This window comes from Halopseudomonas sp. T1L2, assembly GCF_055397385.1.
This window is the reverse complement of sequence record NZ_AP040865.1, coordinates 1,969,529-1,990,761: the sequence shown is the minus strand read 5'-3', so window position 1 is coordinate 1,990,761 and position 21,233 is coordinate 1,969,529. Positions and strand designations below refer to the sequence as shown.

18 protein-coding genes are annotated in these 21,233 nt (G+C 61.0%); 7 read left to right on the top strand and 11 right to left on the bottom strand.

Annotation, left to right across the window (positions count from 1 at the left end; all coding sequences use genetic code 11):
- Positions 1-5 precede the first annotated feature (5 nt).
- The 7 genes from rlmB to ACZ5WQ_RS09300 all read left to right on the top strand — a co-directional run bounded on the left by rlmB (position 6) and on the right by ACZ5WQ_RS09300 (position 7,008).
- Positions 6-752: a 23S rRNA (guanosine(2251)-2'-O)-methyltransferase RlmB gene (rlmB, locus tag ACZ5WQ_RS09330; RefSeq protein WP_464382217.1), complete on the top strand. Its 747-nt coding sequence runs from the start codon at positions 6-8 to the stop codon at positions 750-752.
- Positions 753-1,125: 373 nt separating this feature from the next.
- Positions 1,126-1,551: a 30S ribosomal protein S6 gene (rpsF, locus tag ACZ5WQ_RS09325; protein WP_088273449.1), complete on the top strand. Its 426-nt coding sequence runs from the start codon at positions 1,126-1,128 to the stop codon at positions 1,549-1,551.
- A 40-nt stretch (positions 1,552-1,591) separates the two neighbouring features.
- Entirely contained in the window at positions 1,592-1,822 is a 231-nt protein-coding gene (gene rpsR, locus ACZ5WQ_RS09320; protein WP_083723771.1) for a 30S ribosomal protein S18, read from the top strand.
- Between the two features lie 39 nt (positions 1,823-1,861).
- The gene (locus ACZ5WQ_RS09315) at positions 1,862-2,761 is read left to right on the top strand and encodes a YybS family protein (protein ID WP_464382216.1); all 900 of its coding nucleotides are present in this window, start codon (positions 1,862-1,864) and stop codon (positions 2,759-2,761) included.
- 18 nt (positions 2,762-2,779) lie between these two features.
- A complete protein-coding gene (gene rplI, locus ACZ5WQ_RS09310) occupies positions 2,780-3,226 on the top strand; it encodes a 50S ribosomal protein L9 (protein WP_088273451.1) in 447 nt (148 codons plus the stop codon).
- 135 nt (positions 3,227-3,361) lie between these two features.
- A complete protein-coding gene (gene dnaB, locus ACZ5WQ_RS09305) occupies positions 3,362-4,765 on the top strand; it encodes a replicative DNA helicase (protein ID WP_088273910.1) in 1,404 nt (467 codons plus the stop codon).
- A gap of 2 nt (positions 4,766-4,767) precedes the next feature.
- Positions 4,768-7,008, top strand: coding sequence for a YgiQ family radical SAM protein (locus ACZ5WQ_RS09300; RefSeq protein WP_464382215.1), 2,241 nt, complete (start codon positions 4,768-4,770; stop codon positions 7,006-7,008).
- A 189-nt stretch (positions 7,009-7,197) separates the two neighbouring features.
- On the opposite strand, the gene ACZ5WQ_RS09295 is transcribed toward ACZ5WQ_RS09300, so the two are convergent.
- The 11 genes from ACZ5WQ_RS09295 to dsbD all read right to left on the bottom strand — a co-directional run bounded on the left by ACZ5WQ_RS09295 (position 7,198) and on the right by dsbD (position 21,171).
- Positions 7,198-9,939 carry a response regulator gene (locus ACZ5WQ_RS09295; RefSeq protein ID WP_285676429.1) on the bottom strand — a complete coding sequence of 914 codons (2,742 nt, stop codon included), beginning with the start codon at positions 9,937-9,939 and terminating at the stop codon, positions 7,198-7,200.
- Between the two features lie 119 nt (positions 9,940-10,058).
- A complete protein-coding gene (purD, locus tag ACZ5WQ_RS09290; RefSeq protein WP_464382214.1) occupies positions 10,059-11,339 on the bottom strand; it encodes a phosphoribosylamine--glycine ligase in 1,281 nt (426 codons plus the stop codon).
- Between the two features lie 92 nt (positions 11,340-11,431).
- The gene (gene purH, locus ACZ5WQ_RS09285) at positions 11,432-13,039 is read right to left on the bottom strand and encodes a bifunctional phosphoribosylaminoimidazolecarboxamide formyltransferase/IMP cyclohydrolase (RefSeq protein ID WP_464382213.1); all 1,608 of its coding nucleotides are present in this window, start codon (positions 13,037-13,039) and stop codon (positions 11,432-11,434) included.
- 82 nt (positions 13,040-13,121) lie between these two features.
- A complete protein-coding gene (gene fis, locus ACZ5WQ_RS09280) occupies positions 13,122-13,445 on the bottom strand; it encodes a DNA-binding transcriptional regulator Fis (protein WP_088273456.1) in 324 nt (107 codons plus the stop codon).
- Positions 13,442-14,377, bottom strand: coding sequence for a tRNA dihydrouridine synthase DusB (gene dusB / locus ACZ5WQ_RS09275; RefSeq protein ID WP_464383641.1), 936 nt, complete (start codon positions 14,375-14,377; stop codon positions 13,442-13,444). The genes fis and dusB overlap by 4 nt, the downstream gene beginning before the upstream one ends.
- Before the next feature lie 272 nt (positions 14,378-14,649).
- Positions 14,650-15,861 (bottom strand): DUF3426 domain-containing protein, encoded by a 1,212-nt coding sequence (locus tag ACZ5WQ_RS09270; protein WP_464382212.1) that lies wholly within the window; start codon positions 15,859-15,861, stop codon positions 14,650-14,652.
- A gap of 71 nt (positions 15,862-15,932) precedes the next feature.
- Positions 15,933-16,811, bottom strand: coding sequence for a 50S ribosomal protein L11 methyltransferase (gene prmA, locus ACZ5WQ_RS09265; RefSeq protein WP_464382211.1), 879 nt, complete (start codon positions 16,809-16,811; stop codon positions 15,933-15,935).
- Positions 16,812-16,937: 126 nt separating this feature from the next.
- Positions 16,938-18,278, bottom strand: coding sequence for an acetyl-CoA carboxylase biotin carboxylase subunit (gene accC, locus ACZ5WQ_RS09260; protein WP_088273459.1), 1,341 nt, complete (start codon positions 18,276-18,278; stop codon positions 16,938-16,940).
- 19 nt (positions 18,279-18,297) lie between these two features.
- Positions 18,298-18,753, bottom strand: a complete 456-nt coding sequence (gene accB / locus ACZ5WQ_RS09255) for an acetyl-CoA carboxylase biotin carboxyl carrier protein (protein ID WP_233048328.1) — start codon at positions 18,751-18,753, stop codon at positions 18,298-18,300.
- 31 nt (positions 18,754-18,784) lie between these two features.
- Positions 18,785-19,228: a type II 3-dehydroquinate dehydratase gene (gene aroQ / locus ACZ5WQ_RS09250; RefSeq protein WP_228245221.1), complete on the bottom strand. Its 444-nt coding sequence runs from the start codon at positions 19,226-19,228 to the stop codon at positions 18,785-18,787.
- Between the two features lie 137 nt (positions 19,229-19,365).
- Positions 19,366-21,171 (bottom strand): protein-disulfide reductase DsbD, encoded by a 1,806-nt coding sequence (gene dsbD, locus ACZ5WQ_RS09245; protein WP_464382210.1) that lies wholly within the window; start codon positions 21,169-21,171, stop codon positions 19,366-19,368.
- Between the last annotated feature and the right edge of the window lie 62 nt (positions 21,172-21,233).

Sequence of the window (21,233 nt, the reverse complement as noted above, 5' to 3'; positions counted from 1 at the left end):
GTTTGATGAGTGATCTTGAACGGGTGTTCGGCGTACATGCCGTGCAGGCGCTGATTGAGCGTCACCCCAAGCGCGTCAAGCGTCTGATAATTCAGTCCGGTCGTCTGAATGAGCGTCAGCAGCGGCTTTTGTCCGAGGCGGAGCAGGTCGGACTGAGTGTTGTTCGTTTGGCGGTTGATGAACTGGATGCCCAGGCAGATGGCGTTCATCAGGGCGTTCTGGCAGAAGTATCGCCCAGTCAGCTGTGGTCCGAGGAGATGCTGGGACATCTGCTGGACAGGCTCGATGGTCCGGCATTGCTGCTGGTGCTGGATGGTGTGACAGATCCGCATAATCTCGGCGCCTGCCTGCGCAGTGCGGATGCCGCCGGGGCGCACGCCGTGATTGTGCCCAAGGATCGCTCCGCGACCCTGAATCCGACGGTACGCAAGGTGGCCTGTGGCGCAGCGGAGACTGTGCCACTGGTGGCTGTAACCAACCTCAGTCGTACGCTGAAGCAGTTGCAGCAGCGCGGACTGTGGGTGGTTGGTACTGCCGGCGAAGCGGAACAACTTATTTATGATGTGGATTTCACCGTTCCGTCGGTGATTGTTATGGGTGCGGAGGGCGCGGGTATGCGTCGTCTGACCCGTGAGCACTGCGATTATCTGGCCAAGCTGCCGATGGCCGGCAGTGTCAGCAGTCTCAATGTCTCGGTCGCTACCGGCATCTGCCTGTTTGAAGCGATACGCCAGCGCGGGGCATCGAGCTGATCCGGATGCCGACGGTGCCGAGGGCGCCGTCGGTGTAACTCAACCCTTGCAGGGTAGCTAGCCCCCACCCACACTATTGGCTTCCAGCTTCCAGCTTCCAGCTTCCAGCTTCCAGCTTCCAGCTTCCAGCTTCCAGCTTCCAGCTTCCAGCTTCCAGCTTCCAGCTTCCAGCTTCCAGCTTCCAGCTTCCAGCTTCCAGCTTCCAGCTTCCAGCTTCCAGCTTCCAGCTTCAAGCTTCCAGCCAAGAATTGCGTCTTGCTGGCATTTCCCTTGCAAGCTCGGCGGCCGTTCACTATGATGTGCGCCCCAAACCCTATGTTCCACTCCTTGCCAGACTGTTTGGGCAGCTGGCTATAACCCGTAAGGAGCTTGTATGCGTCATTACGAAATCGTATTTCTGGTTCACCCGGACCAGAGCGAGCAGGTTAACGCGATGGTTGAGCGTTACACCAAGCTGATCGAAGAAGACGGCGGCAAACTGCACCGTCTGGAAGACTGGGGCCGCCGTCAACTGGCTTACCCGATCGACAAGGTTCACAAAGCTCACTACATCATGATGAATGTTGAGTGCAGCGCCAAAGCACTGGAAGAGCTGACTGAAAACTTCCGTTACAACGATGCCGTTATCCGTAACATGGTCATCCGTCGTGACGAAGCCGTTACCGAACAGTCCGACATGCTCAAGGCTGAAGAGAGTGGTCGTGGTGAGCGTCGCGAGCGTCGCGAGCGCAACGACGACAATGACTCCGGCGATAACGCTGACAGCAATGACACCGATGACAACGGTGACGACGAGTAAGTTTTTTCAGTTCCCATTCCAGAATTAAGGAGACGCTGCCATGGCACGTTTTTTCCGCCGCAGAAAGTTCTGCCGTTTCACCGCTGAAGGCGTTAAAGAGATCGATTACAAGGATCTCAACACTCTGAAGGCCTACGTTACCGAGACCGGCAAGATTGTCCCGAGCCGCATTACCGGTACCAAGGCTAAGTACCAGCGTCAGCTGGCCGTTGCTATCAAGCGCGCCCGCTACCTGGCTCTGCTGCCTTACACCGACGGCCACGGTCGTTAATTGGTAGCCAAAAGTAATTGATCAGGAAACCGAATCGGCATGCAGGGGCTGGCTGAGTTCATCATGCGCGGTCGCAGACAAGCCACACTGGTGGTAGGTTTGTCGGTCGCAGTACCCATGCTGTTCTGGTTTGGTGCGGTGGCAATGGCGTTGGTGCTGTTGCGCCGCGGGTGGTCGGAAGGCCTCCCGGTGCTGGTTTGGGCGTCCTTGCCTGCAGTTGCCTGGGCGCTGTTGGGTGATCCCACCCCGCTGATGGTGTTGTTGGGCTGTTCGGCGTTGGCGCTGTTGTTGCGCCAGCGCAGTGAGTGGTCGCTGGTGACGATGGCGACTGCGCCGCTCGGGCTGGTTTTTGCACTGGTACTGCTGGTTACCCTGCAGGGCCCGTTGCAAGAGGTGGCAGATCAGATTCGCTCTGCGCTGCCGCAGATGTTGACCGAGTTGAGCGCAGAAGTCGACGAGGCTGCAGTGGCCCGCCTGCAGGCACTTATGGTGCCGCTGCTGGCCGGTTTGATGGGGGCTACCCACGCAGCCATGACACTGGTGTGCCTGATTCTCGCGCGCAGCTGGCAAGCCCGGTTGTTCAACCCTGGCGGGTTTCGCGACGAGTTTCACCGTTTGCGCTTGGCACCGTGGATGAGCATCGTTTTGGCCTTGCTGGTGTTTGTTGGCCCGCAGTTTGATGGGCTGGCAATGCTTGCACCGATTGCCACAGTGCCGCTGCTGTTTGCCGGACTGGCGCTGGTGCATGGCGTTGTCGGTATCAAGCGGCTGGGTATCGGCCCGCTGGTGGTGCTTTACGCGACGCTGATTTTTGTCTGGCAAGTGCTGTACCCCCTGATCATGTTTTTGGCGTTTATTGATAGTCTGTTTGATTTCCGTTCCCGCTTGCAGCCGGCTTCCGGTGCCAGTGGAAACGATGACTCAAACGGTCAAGGTTGAATTTAAGAGGTCATCGCAATGGAAGTTATCCTGCTCGAAAAGATCGCGAACCTGGGTAACCTGGGCGACAAAGTCGCTGTCAAGGCTGGTTACGCTCGCAATTTCCTGCTGCCTTTCGGCAAGGCTACTCCGGCTACCGCTGAAAACGTTGCCGCGTTCGAAGCACGTCGTGCCGAACTGGAAAAACTGGCTGCAGAGAAGAAGGCCGAGGCTGACGCCCGTGCCGCTCAGCTGGCCGAACTGACTGTTACCATCGCCGCCAACGCTGGCGAAGAGGGCAAGCTGTTCGGTTCCATCGGTACTCGCGACATCGCCGATGCCGTTACCGCAGCTGGCGTTGCCATCGAGAAGAGCGAAGTTCGTCTACCCGACGGCGCGCTGCGCAACGTAGGTGAGTTCGATGTCGTCGTGCAGCTGCACACTGACGTTGAAACCACCGTCAAGCTGGTTGTTGTAGCCGGCTGATAACGGGTTGCACCGGCAGTGCTCGCCCGCGGCGGGTGATTTGCCGGTGCATTCTCGTTAGACTTGTCACACGGCGCCTGTCTCCGGACAGGCGCCGTGTTGCATTTCTGTACCAGCCGTTTTGAGCGCCCTTTCATGACTGACACACTGTATAGCGAACATCCGGAACTCGATCTGCAGACCGCAGCATTGAAGGTACCGCCGCACTCCATTGAGGCCGAGCAGGCTGTGCTGGGCGGGGTCATGCTGGACAACATGGCCTGGGAACGCGTTTCAGAGCTGCTCAGCGAAAGTGATTTCTATCGGCACGATCACCGAATGATCTTCAAGGCGCTGGTGCGCCTGGCCTCGCGTAACCAGCCATTCGACGTGGTGACGCTGGCGGAAGATCTCGACAAGGAAGGTCTGATTGATCAGGTGGGCGGGCTCGCCTATCTCGGCCAACTGGCCAAAAATACCCCTTCGGTTGCCAACATCAGCGCCTACGCGCAGATTATTCGCGAGCGTTCAACGTTGCGGCAACTGATCAGTGTCAGCACCGAAATTGCCGACACCGCCTTCAATCCCAAGGGAATGCAGGCGACCGAAGTGCTCGATGAAGCCGAGCGCAAGATTTTCTCGATTGCTGAAAGCCGCCCCAAGACCGGTGGCCCAGAGGGCGTCAACAGCCTGCTGACCAAGGCCATTGACCGAATCGATACCCTGTTCAACAGTGAAGGCTCGATTACCGGCCTGTCCACCGGGTTTACCGAGCTGGACAACATGACGTCGGGCCTGCAGCCGGCTGACCTGATTATTGTCGCCGGTCGTCCGTCGATGGGCAAAACTACCTTTGCGATGAACCTGGTCGAAAATGCAGTGATGCGCAGCGATAAAGCTGTACTGGTGTTCTCCCTCGAGATGCCGGGCGAGTCGCTGATCATGCGTATGCTCTCATCGCTTGGGCGCATTGATCAGACCAAGGTGCGTTCCGGCCGTCTGGACGATGAGGATTGGCCGCGCCTGACCTCGGCGGTCAACATGCTGAATGACCGCAAGCTGTTCATTGACGACACCGCCGGCCTGTCCCCGATGGAGATGCGCACACGCGCGCGTCGTATCGTGCGCGAGCACGGCGATCTTGGCCTGATCATGATCGACTACCTGCAGCTGATGCGCATTGGTGGGGCCAGCTCGGAAAACCGGACCAACGAGATTTCCGAAATTTCCCGCTCGCTCAAGGCGCTGGCCAAAGAGTTCAACGTACCGGTTATTGCGCTGTCGCAGCTTAACCGCTCGCTGGAGCAGCGCCCGAACAAGCGCCCGATCAACTCTGACCTGCGGGAATCCGGCGCGATCGAGCAGGACGCGGACGTGATCATGTTCGTCTACCGTGATGAGGTCTATCACCCAGATACCCAGGACAAGGGTATCGCCGAGCTGATCATCGGCAAGCAGCGTAACGGCCCCATCGGCACGGCACGGATGGCGTTTCTGGGCAAATACACCCGTTTTGAAAACCTCGCACCCGGTTCCTATTCCGGCTACGGGGAGGAGTAAGCATGGCGGTCAGCATTCCGGTCGCGAAGCACCAACTGTTCGACTACCCGCGTTACTGGGCCGAGTGCTTCGGTCCGGCGCCTTTCCTGCCGATGAGTCGGGAGGAGATGGACCTGCTCGGCTGGGACAGCTGCGACGTGATCATTGTTACCGGCGACGCCTATGTCGACCATCCGTCGTTCGGCATGGCCATTATCGGGCGGCTGCTCGAGGCGCAGGGTTACCGCGTTGGTATCATCAGCCAGCCGGACTGGCACAGCAAAGATGACTTCATGAAGCTGGGCAAGCCAAACCTGTTTTTCGGTGTGGCTGCCGGCAATATGGACTCGATGATCAACCGCTACACGGCTGACCGCAAGGTGCGCTCCGATGACGCCTATACGCCCGGTGGCAGTGGCGGCAAGCGCCCGGATCGTGCCAGCCTGGTCTACAGCCAGCGCTGCCGTGAGGCGTTCAAGGATGTGCCGGTTGTGCTCGGCGGGATTGAGGCATCGCTGCGCCGCATTGCCCACTATGACTACTGGCAGGACAAGGTTCGCCATTCGCTGTTGATCGATGCCAAGGCCGATATTCTTCTCTACGGCAATGCCGAGCGGGCTATCGTCGAGGTGGCCCATCGTCTGAGCCGCGGCGAGCCGATCCGGAGTATTACCGACGTGCGTGGCACGGCCTTTGTGCGTCGTGATACCCCCGAGGGCTGGTTCGAGCTGGATTCGACCCGCATCGATCGCCCCGGCAAGATCGACAAGATCATCAATCCCTACGTCAATACTCAGGACACAGCAGCCTGCGCTGTAGAGCAGGCCAAGGGCCCGGACCAGCAAAGTGACGATGATGTTCAGGTAGTCGAGCTGCTGCCGCATCCGCGCCTGGAGCGTGACCGCACGGTGATCCGCCTTCCTGCGTTCGATAAGGTCAAAGGCGATCCGGTTCTCTATGCTCACGCCAACCGCGTGCTGCATCTGGAAACCAACCCGGGCAACGCCCGGGCTCTGGTGCAGCGCCATGGTGACCGCGATGTGTGGTTCAACCCTCCGCCAATTCCGTTGTCGACTGAAGAGATGGACTACGTGTTCGGTCTGCCGTACGCCCGCGTTCCGCATCCGGCCTATGGTGATGCGCGCATTCCGGCTTACGAAATGATTCGTTTCTCGGTCAACATCATGCGTGGCTGCTTTGGTGGCTGTACCTTCTGCTCGATCACCGAGCACGAGGGGCGCATCATACAGAATCGGTCACACGACTCGATCATTCGCGAAATCGAAGAAATTCGCGACCGGGTTCCCGGCTTTACCGGGGTGATTTCGGATCTCGGCGGGCCAACGGCCAACATGTATCGCATCGCCTGCAAAAGCCCGGAAATCGAGGCTGCCTGCCGCAAGCCATCCTGCGTGTTCCCCGGTATTTGCGAGAACCTCAATACCGATCACTCGTCATTGATCTCACTGTATCGCAAGGCTCGTGATCTGCCGGGGGTGAAGAAGATTCTGATTGCCTCCGGGCTGCGTTACGACCTGGCCGTGGAGTCGCCGGAATACGTCAAGGAGCTGGTCACCCACCACGTGGGCGGTTACCTGAAGATTGCTCCGGAGCATACTGAAGAAGGGCCGCTGACCAAGATGATGAAGCCGGGCATCGGCTCCTACGATCGCTTCAAACAGATGTTCGAGAAGTTCTCGAAAGAGGCGGGCAAGGAGCAGTACCTGATCCCGTACTTCATCGCCGCGCATCCGGGCACCACCGATGAGGATATGATGAACCTGGCGCTCTGGCTCAAGCGCAACGGCTTCCGCGCTGATCAGGTGCAGGCGTTCTACCCGTCACCTATGGCGACTGCGACGGCCATGTACCACTCGGGCAAGAACCCGCTGCGCAAGGTCACCTACAAGAGCGACGGCGTGAACATCGTCAAGGGCGAGCGCCAGCGGCGCCTGCATAAGGCTTTTTTGCGCTATCACGATCCGAACAACTGGCCGATGCTGCGCGAGGCGCTGACCAATATGGGTCGCGCTGATCTGATTGGCAACGGCAAGCATCAGCTGATTCCGGCATTCCAGCCCGCAGTGGCCGGATACCAGAGCGCCCGCCGCAAGAACTCGACACCCGCCGGCAGCAAGAAGGCCGGGCGCGTGCTCACCCAGCATACCGGACTGCCGCCGCGCGAGACTGGCGCGGGCAAGGGCGCAGGGAAGGGGGCTGGCAAGCCGTCAGGCGGAAGGCGCAAGCCGGCCCGTCGCGGATAGAGGCGACGGGGCTATTGTGCTGATAGCCGTTTTCGAATGGCCGTGAGAGCATTCTCTGCCTACAGTGATTATCAGGTGGCGTCGTCAGGCGCCGCTGCAATTCACAGAGGGCTCCGTCATGCTGAACGAAATCTGGATGCGCTGGTGGGCCGACTATGCCGCCGCGTCGGCCTGTTAGAGGTGAGAACCTCAGAGCAGGGACAGGTCGCTCTCGGCTTTGAGTTCGCGCCAGTGTTGCAATTGTTCGCGTAACTGGCTCAGCTCCACCGGTTTTGCCATATGGCCGTTCATGCCGGCCTTGCGTGCCCGCTCGCGGTGCTCGGGAAGGATATGGGCGGTCAGGGCGATGATTGGAATCGGCTGGCTGCCAGTACGCTGCTCCCACTGGCGTATGCGTTCGGCAGCGGTGAAGCCATCCATTTCGGGCATTTCGCAGTCCATCAGTACCAGGTCAAAGGGCTGCTGCTGCACTGCCTCCAGCGCTCTGGCGCCGTTATCCACCGCTGTGGCAGACACCTGCAGCTTTGCCAGCATGCCGAGAATGACCTTGGTTGAAATCGCGTTGTCTTCGGCAACCAGAACCCTGAAGTGGTTTTCCTCCCGGGTCGCGACCGGCTGGTCGCGGTCACTGCTGTCCTGGGCCGGGGTACGGCGCTGTGCCCACTCGTCTATCAGAGTGGTGCGCAGGGTATAGCCGGCAACCGGTTTGCTGAGAATCCGGCGAATACCGGCATTGCGGGCAATGACCCGACTGGGTACCTGATTGATTCCGGTCAGCATGATGATCAGCAGATCGCTGTTTATGGTCGGGTCGTCCTTGATGCGGGCGGCCAGTTCAACGCCGCTCATGCCGGGCATCGACTGATCGAGCAGAATGATTTCGAACGGATTGCCCAGGTTGGCCTGGCTGCGCAGCAGGGCCAGTGCCTCGCGACCGTTTGATGCGCATTGCGCGCGCATGCCCCAGGCTGCGGTTTGCTGTTGCAGGACCTTGCGGCAGGTGGCGTTGTCGTCAACGATCAGCACATTGCGGTCAGTCAGGCTGCTGCCATCCGTGTCTGCGTCAAGCCCTGCATCGATGCTGCTTGCCGGCAGGGTAAACCAGACGGTGGTGCCCTGGTCGTTGGCATACTTGATGCCGAGTTGGCCCTTCATCATGCCGATCAACTGGCGGGTGATCACCAGTGGCAACTTGCCGTCAGTATCGGACTGATCGAGGAAGCGGGTGACCTTGAAATCGCTGTTGAGCAGACTGTTGCATGCATCTTCCGGCATGCCGGCGCCGGTGTCCTGAATTGCAAAGCGCAGCTGAGGAGCGCCATCTTTCTGTTCCATTCCGACCACCAGCAGCACCTCACCCTGTTCCGTATAGTGCAGGGCGTTGGCAAGGAGGTTCATCAGGATCTGACGCAGGCGTGTAGGGTCGCCCTGAAGGGTGCGAGGTACCTCCGGGTGGACGAAGCCGATCAGTTCAATGCCCTGTCCTTCGGCGCGGGCGCGGTAGATATCGAGGCAATCGTTGACCAGCGCATGCAGATCGAACTGCACCCGTTCGAGGGTCAACTGACCGGACTCCAGCCGCGACATGTCGAGAATTTCGTTGATCAGGTTGAGCAGGTCGTTGCCGGAGCCATGGATGGTCTGCACGTAATCACGCTGTTTGGCGGACAGGGCGGTATCAAGCAGCAGTTCACTCATGCCCAGAACACCGTTCATCGGCGTCCGGATCTCGTGGCTGATACGTGCCAGAAACTCGGCCTTGGCGCGTTGCTCGGCACGCGCGGTTGCGCTGTCCTGGCGGTCGCGTGCGCGGCGACTGATGATTCCCTGCAGGCGGCGATAAAGGCTCCAGCTGTAACCCACCAGCGCACTCCAGAGCAGCAGCTCCGCCAGATAGGCCTCCGGCTGTTGCTGGCCAGCCATGGCCTCCATCAGGCCGTTACCCAGCAGCAGGCAGGTTGCACTGGTGAAGGGGACGTCCAAACGTTGCTCGCGGATGCTTACCCAGTACGCAAGCAGCAGCAGGGCCGCGGGCAGGCCGATGTGAACGGTATGGATGAGCAGACGCGAAAGCGACGGGAACACCGCGCAGCCAGCTGTCAGCAGTGCCGTTACGACCGCAGCTGCGTAAATGGCATGACGTCGATTGCTGCGGCTGTCGTTACCCAGCAGCGAGCACGTCAGCAGGGCCAGCAGCGGATAGGCACTGAGATGAACGATTTCGCCGGGATGACCGTACAGTCGCGGCATAGCCTCGGCAATCCAGCTCAAACCGCTCAGGCTGCTGATCGACATCAGCAGGCTTGCACCGCCCAGCAGCAGGTGGAACGGGTCGCGTCCCAGCACGCCGTGCAACAGACAATGCAGCACCAGGGCCAGCATCAGACCGACCAGTATGCCCTGGAGCGTCTGCTGCATGCTGTGGCGTGCCGAGGCTTCCTTGACATCCAGTAGCTCGATTCGGGTGCTCAGCGGGTAATCGTTCTGCAGGCGCAGAATCAGGGTGTCGCCAGCGCTGGTACTGGCCTCAAGCGGGAAAGCAAAGCCATGGAATGGCAATGGCCGGGTGTCGGCCGGCATCCGGCTGCCCGTGCGATAGAGGTGGCTGGCCTCGCCGTTTTGCAATCGATAGACCTCGATCAGCGCGATGCTGGGGTTTTCGAGGATCAGTAATCGGTTCTCGACATTGTCGAGACGGACTTCGACCCACAGCGCACCCGGTTTGCCGGGCAGGCTAAGAGGCGCGGAAGGTGCGGGTACGAAGCGGTTGGCGTAGCGGTTGGACAGGATGTCCTGCAGCAGCAACTCGCCGCTGGCGTCGACATAGGTTCGATAAGCGGGCGTGCCGCTTTGTACCTTGTCGATCCAGGTAGTGAACGTGAAGGCGATACCCAGAATCAGGGCGAGTATCAACGAGCTGATCTGCTTCACGATTGAGTCCTGTCCTTGGTTCTGGTGTCCGGTTGATACAATGCGTTGGCCAGTATAGCGCAGCCATCTGCCTGCAGAAATGCAACGGCCGGACAGTCTCCTGTCCGGCCGTGCCTTGTTCAGCTCTCCCGGGCGATGGCGCGGTAGCCGATATCGCTGCGGTAGAAGCTCCCTTTCCAGCTTATCTGTCGGGCCAGCTCGTAAGCGCCCTGCTGGGCGGCCTTGACGGTCTCGCCAAGCGCGGTGGCGCAGAGGACCCGACCGCCGCTGGTAACGACCTGGCCATCTTTCAGCGCAGTGCCGGCATGGAACACCTTGCCATTGTCGCTGACCGCCTCTTCCAGTCCGCTGATGACGTCGCCCTTGGCGTAGTCGGCAGGGTAGCCGCCGGCAGCCAGCACAACGCCGAGACTGCAACGCGGATCCCATTGGGCGCTGACCTGATCCAGGGTGCCTGCATTGGCTGCTTCAACCAGGGTAACGAGGCTTGATTGCAGGCGCAGCATGATCGGCTGGGTTTCCGGATCGCCGAAACGGCAGTTGAACTCGATGACCTTGGGATTGCCGTCGGCGTCGATCATCAGACCGGCGTAGAGGAAGCCGGTATAGATGTTGCCTTCGGCAGCCATGCCGCGCACGGTCGGCCAGATGACCTGTTCCATGACCCGCTGGTGGACCTCGTCGGTCACCACCGGGGCAGGGGAGTAGGCGCCCATGCCGCCGGTATTGGGGCCGGTATCGCCGTCGCCAACGCGCTTGTGATCCTGGCTGGTCGCCATCGGCAGCACGTGTTCGCCGTCGACCATGACGATGAAGCTGGCCTCTTCGCCGTCGAGAAACTCCTCAATGACCACGCGTGAACCTGCTTCGCCGAAGGCGTTGCCGGCCAGCATGTCGCGCACGGCATCCTCGGCTTCCTGCAACGTCATGGCAACGATCACGCCCTTGCCAGCAGCCAGGCCGTCGGCCTTGATGACGATCGGTGCGCCTTTCTCGCGCAGGTAAGCCAGCGCGGGCTCGATCTCGGTAAAGTTCTGGTACTCGGCAGTTGGAATCTGGTGACGGGCCAGAAAGTCCTTGGTGAAGGCCTTGGAGCCTTCCAGTTGCGCGGCCCCGGCGGTCGGGCCAAAGCAGGGCAGGCCGTGCGCGCGGAAACGGTCAACAACACCAGCAACCAGCGGGGCTTCGGGGCCGACGATGGTCAGGCTGACATTGTCCTTGGCAAAGGCAACCAGCTTGTCCAGTTCCAGCACGTCGATGGCGACGTTTTCGCACTTGGCCTCAATCGCTGTGCCGGCGTTGCCTGGGGCGACAAAGACCTTCTCGACGCGCTCGTCCTGCGCCACTTTCCACGCCAGCGCGTGCTCACGCCCGCCGCTGCCGATAATGAGTACATTCATGTAACTCTCCTGTGGAGAGAGCTTCAAGCTTCACGCTGCAAGCGGCGCTGTTTGGGCGCTCTGCTTGCGGCTTGCAGCTTGCGGCTCAGGGATTAGTGACGGAAATGGCGCATGCCGGTGAAGACCATGGCCATGCCGGCTTCGTCGGCTGCGTCAATCACTTCCTGATCGCGCATGGAGCCGCCGGGCTGGATAACGGCGCTGATGCCCACCTTGGCGGCGTTGTCGATACCGTCGCGGAACGGGAAGAAGGCATCGGATGCCATGACCGCACCCGCAACCTGCAGGCCGGCGTGCTCTGCCTTGATGGCGGCGATACGGGCGGAGTTGACGCGGCTCATCTGGCCGGCGCCGACACCGATGGTCTGGCGGCCTTTGGCGTAGACGATGGCATTGGATTTGACGAACTTGGCGACTTTCCAGGCGAACACCAGGTCGTGGATTTCCTGTTCGGTGGGCGCGCGCTTGGTAACCACCTTGAGGTTATCTGCGGTGATCATGCCGATATCGCGGCTCTGCACCAGCAGACCCCCGTTAACGCGTTTGTAGTCCCAGTCGGCGCTGCGCTCGGTGCCCCATTCGCCGCATTCCAGCAGGCGCACGTTGGCCTTGGCGGCGACCGCAGCACGGGCTTCGGCGCTGATGCGCGGGGCGATGATGACTTCAACGAACTGACGCTCAACGATGGCGGCGGCGGTGGCACCGTCCAGCTCACGGTTGAAGGCAATGATGCCGCCAAAGGCGGATTCGCTGTCGGTTGCCCAGGCCAGATCGTAGGCTTTGCGGATGCCGCCTTCGTCTTCCGGGACCACCGCCACGCCGCAGGGGTTGGCGTGCTTGACGATGACGCAGGCCGGTTTGGTGAAGCTCTTGACGCATTCCAGCGCGGCGTCGGTGTCGGCTACGTTGTTGTAGGACAGTTCCTTGCCCTGCAGCTGGGTCGCGGTGGCGATGCTGGCTTCGGCCGGGGCAGCTTCCTTATAGAAGGCGGCGGCCTGGTGCGGGTTCTCGCCGTAGCGCATGTCCTGCACCTTGATGAACTGGCTGTTGAAGGTGCGCGGGAAGGTAGCGCGGTCTTCGGTGCTCAGGGTGTCGCGGGTCTGCTCAATGGTGCCGAGGTAGTTGGCGATCATGCCGTCGTAGGCAGCGGTGTGCTCGAACGCCTTCAGGGCCAGGTCAAAGCGCTGGGAGTAGGTCAGGCCGCCGCTCTTCAGGGCTTCCACGATGCTGTCGTAATCGCTGGCGTTGACGACGATGGCGACGTCCTTGTGGTTCTTTGCTGCGCTGCGAACCATGGTCGGGCCACCAATGTCGATGTTCTCGATGGCGTCGGGCAGGGTGCAACCGGGCTTGGCGACGGTGGCGGCGAACGGATAGAGGTTGACCACGACCATGTCGATTGGCTGGATACCGTGCTGCGCCATGACGTCGCCATCGAGGTCGCGACGACCGAGGATACCACCGTGGATCTTCGGATGCAGGGTCTTGACCCGGCCGTCCATCATTTCCGGAAAACCGGTGTAGTCGGCTACTTCAACAGCCTTGATGCCCTGTTCGCACAGCAGCTTGTAGGTGCCACCGGTGGAGAGGATTTCAACGCCCTGGGCGGTAAGCTCGCGGGCAAAGTCGACGATGCCAGTCTTGTCGGAAACGCTGATCAGTGCGCGGCGTACCGGCAGGCGGGTAGTTTGATCGGTCATCTTGGATCCAGGCTAGGTTCAAAAAATCAGCTTCAAGCTACAAGCCTCAAGCTTCAAGTGGAGGCAATTCTGGCTGGCAGCTTCAGAGCAGTCCGTACTGTTTGAGCTTCTTGCGCAGCGTTCCGCGGTTCAGGCCCAGCACTTCCGAGGCTCGCGTCTGGTTGCCCTTGACGTAATTCATCACGCTCTCAAGCAGCGGTGCTTCGACCTCCGAAAGCACCATGTTGTAGACGTCGGTAACGTCCTGGCCTTCGAGATGCTGGAAATAGTTGTGCAGGGCCTCTTCGACACTGTCGCGCAGCGTTCTCGGGGTGCGGATGTCATCAATCCCGGTTGCCGGGATGATGGATTGACTGCTGTCACTCACGGTGTGGCTTCCATCAGGTAGGGTGGTGTCGTAAATCATGCTGCCAGATCTCCTTCCAGCAGACGGGCGAAGTAATGCGTGATGGCGATGTGTTGCTGGTGCGCATCGGTAATGCGGTTGAACTCCCTGCGAAACTCGGTGGCGCCAGGCAGGGTTTGCAGATACCAGCTGACGTGCTTGCGGGCTATACGGGCGCCGTGCTCGGCGCCGTAAAAGGCATGCAGTGCGCTCAGATGGTCGGTCAGAATCTGCTGCTGCTCATCCAGTGACGCGGGCGGAAGGTATTGGCCTGTACGCAGAAAGTGGTCAATCTCGCGGAAGATCCACGGGCGGCCCTGGGCAGCACGGCCAATCATGACGGCGTCAGCGCCAGTGTGCTGCAGGACCTGGCGGGCCTTGTCCGGGCTGGTGATATCGCCGTTGGCGAATACCGGGATACGGATGCTTTGCTTGACTGCGGCAATGGTGTCGTACTCGGCGTGACCGGTGTATAGCTCGGAGCGGGTGCGGCCATGCACGGCAAGCGCCTGAATGCCACTGTCTTCGGCAATCCGCGCTACCCGCAGGGCGTTGCGATTCTCCGGATCCCAGCCGGTCCTGATTTTCAGGGTAACGGGAATATCAACGGCCTGAACCACGGCCTCGCAGATGGCTGCAACCAGCGGCTCGTCGCGTAACAGCGCAGAACCAGCGGCCTTGTTGCAAACCTTCTTTGCCGGGCAGCCCATATTGATGTCGATAATCTGTGCGCCCAGCTCGGCGTTCATCCGCGCCGCCTGTGCCATCATCTCGGGATCGCCACCGGCAATCTGCACCGAGCGTGGCTCGGGCTCACCCTCATGCACCAGACGCAGACGTGACTTGCGGCTGTTCCACAGCCGGGTATCACTGGTCACCATTTCGGACACGACCAGCCCGGCACCCAGTCGCCGGCACAGCTGCCGGAAGGGCTGATCGGTAACGCCGGCCATCGGGGCCAGAATCACACGATTGGTGAGTTGATAGGGTCCGATACTGATCACTGCTGGTCCATCCCTGTACTGTCGGTTTTCAGTGCGGCTGGCGGGTCGCTGTATCCCGTCCGCTCTGGCTCAGGGCGAAGATGGGCGAAAAGGGCGCACATGATACCCGCAAAGCATGACCGGTTAAAGACTGTTCTGGGTGTTTTTTGTACAGCTGACCAGCGAGTTTAGGCCAATTGGCGGCACCGCGCGACAGCCAGCGGTGCGCGCCGACGAAAGGCTCAGGGCGTGACGAAGTCCAGCTGGTAACTGGTTGCCTGCTGGCTCGGGGCGACCATGCTCAAGGCGATATGTATCGGCGTCTGTGACGGCATCAGAGTGCGCCCCGCCAGCTCGCCGGCCAGGTACTCGGTGGGACGAAAGTCGCGGGTCGTTGTAACGCGGCCGCGGCTATCGCTGAATGCCATGCGGATGACCGGGAATGGCTGGTCGAAATCGGCTCGGTTGTAGATGATGAGATTGATGTCCAGCGTGTTCGGAAACTCCGGGTGCGGGCGGACCAGCAGGTTGCTGCTCCGAATCTGGCTGATATCGACGCGCGCCGGCAGGCGGCAGCCGGTAATCAGACAGATACTCTCCAGCGTGGGGCGCAACTGTGCATTGCGCGCCCACGCATCCAGGTTGTACAGCGCAGCCTGGGTGGCCAGAGCCGCTATTGCGAGCAGACACAGGATGCCCCACAGCCAGTTGTGGCGTGCGCGACGTCGGCTAAGTGGTGCTTCGAACGGCAAGGGCTCATCTTCCAGCTCCGGCAGGTGCAGCAGATCGCCAAAGGCCGGCTCTCTTTGTGCCGGTACGCTGTCCGTCTCCGTATCGGGCACCACTGAGAACGCGGGCTCCCTGCGATCACGGTGTATCGGCTCGTCGGTGTCGTCCGGTTGCGGCACGATGCGGTCGTCGGGCATGAGGGGAGTGGACGGCACCACCTGTGCCGGCGCTGAGGCGGTATCGTTGGTGGTCGAGCGACTGGCGCTTAACGGGCCGATATCACGCGCAGGTGGCGTCGCCAGAAAGGATTCGTCGAGATCCGGCTCATCTTCAATCAATGCGTCAAGGCTGGTTCCGATCCTGGCGTCGGTTTTACCGCGGGCCGGCGTCACGTCATCTGCAGGGTCGACGTCGCCGGTTGCAGGGGGTGGGCTGCCAGCTGCAGATGGATTGATCTCGTCGAGAATGGACTCGTCCAGACCCAGGGCTTCCAGATCCAGGTCGTCCAGTTCCAGGTCGTCATGGATCAGAAAATCCTCCCGATGGGAGCTCACGGGCCGTTCGGGCGCTGCCGGCAGGTCTGCCATTGCGCTCTGAGGCAAGGCGTTGAACACCTTGAGGCAGGCGCCGCAACGGACATGCCCTGCGGCGGCATGCAGTTGCTCATGAGTCAGACGAAAGTGCGTCTTGCAGAAGGGGCACTGGGTGACCTGCAGTTCACTCATGGATGGCCGGCTGTCCTGTTGCGGAGGTTTGCTGTTCGAGTCGGTATTCTGCCCGGATCAGGGGCGGGCTGTCACCGGCGACGGCCGCTGACCCGAATCCAGCCTTCCTGGTTGGCGACCGGGTCCAGCTCGAAGTCGTCGCGGTAAGCCTGCAGAATCTCGTCGGTCTGTTCCGCGAGGATGCCGGACAGGGCCAGCAGGCCCCCGGGTTTTACCAGGCTGGCCAGACGCGGCGCCAGGCTGACCAGCGGGCCGGCGAGGATATTGGCCACCAGCACATCAGCCGGTGTATCCGGCATCTGCTCGGGCAGATAGAGATCAAAGCGGTCATCGGCAACCTGGTTGCGCTGGGCGTTGTCGCGCGAGGCCTCGAGTGCCTGAATGTCGATATCGGTACCGACGGCGTGCTCTGCACCCAGCAACAGGCCGGCGATGGCCAGGATACCTGAGCCGCAGCCGAAGTCGATCAGTGTCTTGCCTTGCAGCTGCTGTGCGTCCAGCCATTGCAGGCACAGTGATGTCGTCGGGTGGGTACCGGTACCGAACGCCAGACCGGGGTCCAGCAACAGGTTGACCGCGTCCGGCTCTGGCGCTGCATGCCAGCTGGGCACGATCCACAGGCGCTCACCGAAATGCATGGGGTGGAAGTTGTCCATCCAGCTGCGCTCCCAGTCCTGATCTTCAATCTGCTCCAGCTCATGCGCTGGCAGCTCGGCTTGCCACAGCAGGCGCAAATGCTGAAGCAGGGCATCCGGGTCGGTATCGGCCTCGAACAGGGCAAGCAAGTGCGTGTTGGACCACAGCGGGGTAGTGCCCAGATCCGGCTCGAAAATGGGCTGGTCTTCGGCGTCCATAAAGGTCACGGATACCGCGCCCAGGTCGAGCAGTTGATCTTCCAGCGCGGGGGCCTGTTCAGGGGTGATGGCAAGACGCAGTTGCAGCCAGGACATGGGGGCTCCTTTGGCGCAGCTTCAAGCGGCAAGCTTCAAGCTGCAAGATCAGCAGAAAAAGAAGGGGAGCGATAATTCGCTCCCCCGAATGGTGCAGATAATACGCTGTGAGCCTGCAGCTTGCAGTTACTTCCCTGCCAGCTTGTGCTCCAGATAGTGAATGTTGACGCCGCCCTTGCAGAAGCCGGGGTCGCGGACCAGTTCACGGTGCAGTGCTGTGTTGGTCTTGATGCCGTCTACTACCAGCTCGTCGATGGCGTTGCGCATACGTGCAAGCGCTTCATCGCGCGTCGCGCCGTAGGCGATCAGCTTGCCGATCAGCGAGTCGTAGTTCGGCGGAACCTTGTAGCCACTGTACAGGTGGGAGTCGACACGGATGCCGTTGCCGCCTGGAGCGTGGAAGAAGGTGACCGTGCCGGGGCTGGGCATAAAGGTCTTCGGATCTTCGGCGTTGATGCGGCACTCGATGGCGTGGCCACGAATGACAACATCTTCCTGGCGAATGCTCAGCGGCTGGCCCGATGCGACAAGGATCTGCTCCTTGACGATGTCGATGCCGGTGACCATTTCCGAAACCGGATGCTCAACCTGTACGCGGGTATTCATTTCGATGAAATAGAACTCGCCGTTTTCATACAGAAACTCGAAGGTGCCTGCGCCACGGTAGCCCAGATCGATACAGGCCTGAACGCAGCGGGCCTGAACTTCGGCGCGCGCCTTCTCGTCGATGCCGGGTGCCGGCGCTTCTTCGATGATCTTCTGGTGACGGCGCTGCAGCGAGCAGTCGCGGTCGCCCAGGTGAACGGCATTGCCCTGACCGTCCGACAGTACCTGCACTTCCACGTGACGCGGATTGGTCAGGAACTTTTCCAGATAGACCATCGGGTTGCCGAAGGCAGCGCCCGCTTCAACCTGGGTCAGCTTGATCGACTTGATCAGCTCGGACTCTTCATGCACGACGCGCATGCCGCGACCGCCACCGCCACCGGCGGCCTTGATGATGACCGGGTAGCCGACGCGCTGGGCAATCTTCAGGCACTCGGCTTCGTCTTCCGGCAGTGGGCCATCGGAGCCGGGCACGGTTGGTACGCCGGTTTCCTTCATGGCGGCAATCGCGGAGACCTTGTCGCCCATCAGGCGGATCACGCTGGCGCTCGGGCCGATGAAGGTGAATCCGGAGTTTTCCACCTGCTCGGCAAAGTCTGCACGCTCGGCGAGGAAGCCGTAGCCGGGGTGGATACCGTCAGCGCCGGTGACCTCTGCAGCGCTGATGATCGCCGGAATATTCAGGTAGGAATCGGTCGCCGGTGCCGGGCCGATGCAGACGGTTTCGTCTGCCATGGCCAGGTGCATCAGCTCGCGGTCGGCAGTGGAGTGCACTGCCACGGTTTTCAGACCGAGTTCCTTGCACGCGCGGATCACGCGCAGGGCAATTTCACCTCGGTTGGCAACTAGTACTTTTTGCATCTAAGCCTCCGGCCCGGGCTCAGGCGATGCTGAACAGCGGTTGATCGAATTCGACCGGCTGGCCGTTGTCTACCAGAATCGCCTGGACCACGCCGCTCTTGTCGGCTTCGATGTGGTTCATCATCTTCATCGCCTCGACGATGCACAGCACGTCGCCGGCCTTGACGGTCTGGCCCACTTCAACGAATACGGCCGCAGTCGGGGACGGCGAGCGGTAGAAGGTGCCAACCATCGGCGAGCGAACCAGGTGGCCACTCGGTTCGGCCGGAGCTGCTGGCTCGGCGGCCGGTGCGGCGGCCGGTGCAGGCGCGGCGGCAACCGGGGCCGGAGCAGGGGCTACCTGATACTGCGGTACCGGTGCGTGCTGGCTGTGACGGCTGATGCGAACCGACTCCTCGCCCTCATGTATTTCCAGTTCGTCGATGCCGGACTCTTCCAGAAGTTCGATGAGTTTTTTGACTTTGCGAATATCCATTGATGCATGCACTCCAGAGCAGGTTGCGTAATCAGTTTTGGTCGATCTTGTGTATCGCGGCTTGCAGGGCCAGCTCGTAGCCCTTGGCTCCCAGACCGCAGATCACTCCCTCGGCTACGTCCGAAAAGTAGGAGTGATGACGGAAGGGTTCGCGCTTATACACGTTGGATAAGTGAACTTCGATGAATGGGATGCTCACTGCGAGCAATGCGTCACGTATTGCGACGCTGGTGTGGGTAAAAGCAGCCGGATTGATGATGATGAAGTCGATGGCTTCGTCACCCGCGGCATGAATGCGTTCGATCAACTCATGCTCGGCGTTGCTTTGCAGGCTGAGCAGATGATGCCCCTGCTGGCTGGCCAGTTCGCGCAGGTGCTGGTTGATCTGATCCAGTGTCGTCGCGCCGTAGACGCCGGGTTCACGGCTGCCGAGGCGGTTCAGGTTGGGTCCGTGGAGGACCAGGATGCTGGCCATTGTGCGTGTATTCCATTGCAGGACGGGTGCGCTGCGGCAGTGACCCGTCAGTCAAGATTTTTCCGGCAGTTTGCCGTAATCAGGTCGGCCTGTCCAGAAGTGGACTGTTGACATCAGATGTCAGCATGATGGCTGCATTATGGCGCAATCTTTTCCTGCGCGGACTGGCTGGCGAGGCTGCTGAATTCTTCCAGTGAGACTTCGCCCTGAATGCGCAGGTCACGGCGTTCCTGTCCGTTGGTGGCAAAAAACAGGTAGGCGGGTGGGCCGAACAACTGGTGGCGGGTCAGCCAGGCTCGTTGTTCCGGGCTGTTGTCGGTCAGATCAAGCTTGATGCGCAGATGGTTGGCCAGCAGTGCCTGTACCTCTGGTTGGCTGAGGATGGTGCGCTCCATGATCTTGCAGCTGATGCACCAGTCGGCATAAACATCGACGATCGCGGGCTGGCCGCGCTCGGCAGCCAAAGCCAGCTGGCGTTCGAGTTCGACGGGCTCCCTGATCAGCGTGAAAGCCGCAGTGGCCGGCTGAGTCGCGCTGCCGCCAGCCAGTGGCTGCAGCGGCCTGAGCGGGTCTTCGCCGCCAGCCAGTGCGCCGAACAGCGCGGCTGCGGCATACAGCGCAAACAGCAGGGCTATGGTCTGACGAAGGTAGTTGCCGCCTTGCATCAGCCCGAGCCGCACGGCGAGACCTGCGGCCAATGCAGCCCACAGGGCGAGGCTTATCGGGCCCGGCAGGACACGTTCAAGCAGCCAGATGGCGACTGCCAGCAAGCCAAAGCCGAACAGATGCTTGACCGTTTCCATCCACGGGCCGGAACCGGGCAGCAGGCTCTTGCCGAACAGGGTTACCAGAATCAGCGGCACCCCCATGCCCAGACCCAGGGCGAACAGGTTTAGGCCGCCGCCTATGGTGTCCCCGGTGCTGCTGATGTAGACCAGCGCGCCGGCCAGCGGTGCAGAGATGCAGGGCGATACCACCAGTGTCGACAGCGCACCCATGGCAGTGGCGCCGGGCAGCGAGCCGCCGTGGGCTCGGCGATTCAGGCGTTCCAGCGGTTCGCGCAGGAACTCGGGCAAGCGCAGATCGAACAGGCCGAACATGGCCAGTGCGAACAGCACGAAGAACACCGCGAAGGTGCCCAGTATCCAGGGTGATTGCAGCCGCGCCTGCAGGTTGAGGGCGGCGCCGAAGCTGCCGATCAGGGCGCCGACAATGGCCAGCGTCACGGCCATGCCAAGCACGTAGCCAAGCGAAAGCGACAGCGCGCGGCCACGGCTGATATGGCTGCGGCCCAACACCATGCTGGAGAGAATCGGCAGCATGGGCAGTACGCACGGGGTAAAGGTCAGGCCGATGCCGGCCAGCAGAAACAGCAGCCAGGTCATCAGGCGATCATGCTCCTGATCGTCGGGGGCTGTTGCCGTTGCCGGCTCTGTGGCAGAGGCGTTGCTGCTTGCTGTGGTGCCGCCGGTAGCCGGTGCCGGCAGATCCAGCATGACGGTTTCCGGCGGGTAACAAAGACCCGCGTCGGCGCAGCCCTGGAAGCCGACCCGCAGCTGGGTCTGACCTGCGGTCAATTGGCTGGCGTCGAGCTGAATCTGCAATTGGTCGTAGTAGACCTCAACGTCGCCGAAATACTCGTCTGTCTTGTGTTTGCCTTCCGGCAGGCTGATCTGCAGGTCTTGGTCCGGGCTTTGCGGGTTGCTCAGGTGCAGGCGGTGGCGATACAGGTAGTAACCAGGCGCCATTTCAAAGATGACCGTGACCTGTTGCGCGCTGGCGTCAAGAATATCCGGGCGAAAGGCCTGATGAACCGGCAGAAAGGTATTTTGGCTGCTGCCGCTCTGGATCAGCCCGGTAAGAGAGCCATTGCCGGAGAGTTGGGCGTGGACGCTGGCGCTTAGCAATACCAGCAGCATCAGGCAAAAACGAAACGCGCGCATGGGATAACCGACCGAAAAGTGGACGGTCATCATAAAGGCTGACGCAGGCAGGTGAAAGGCAC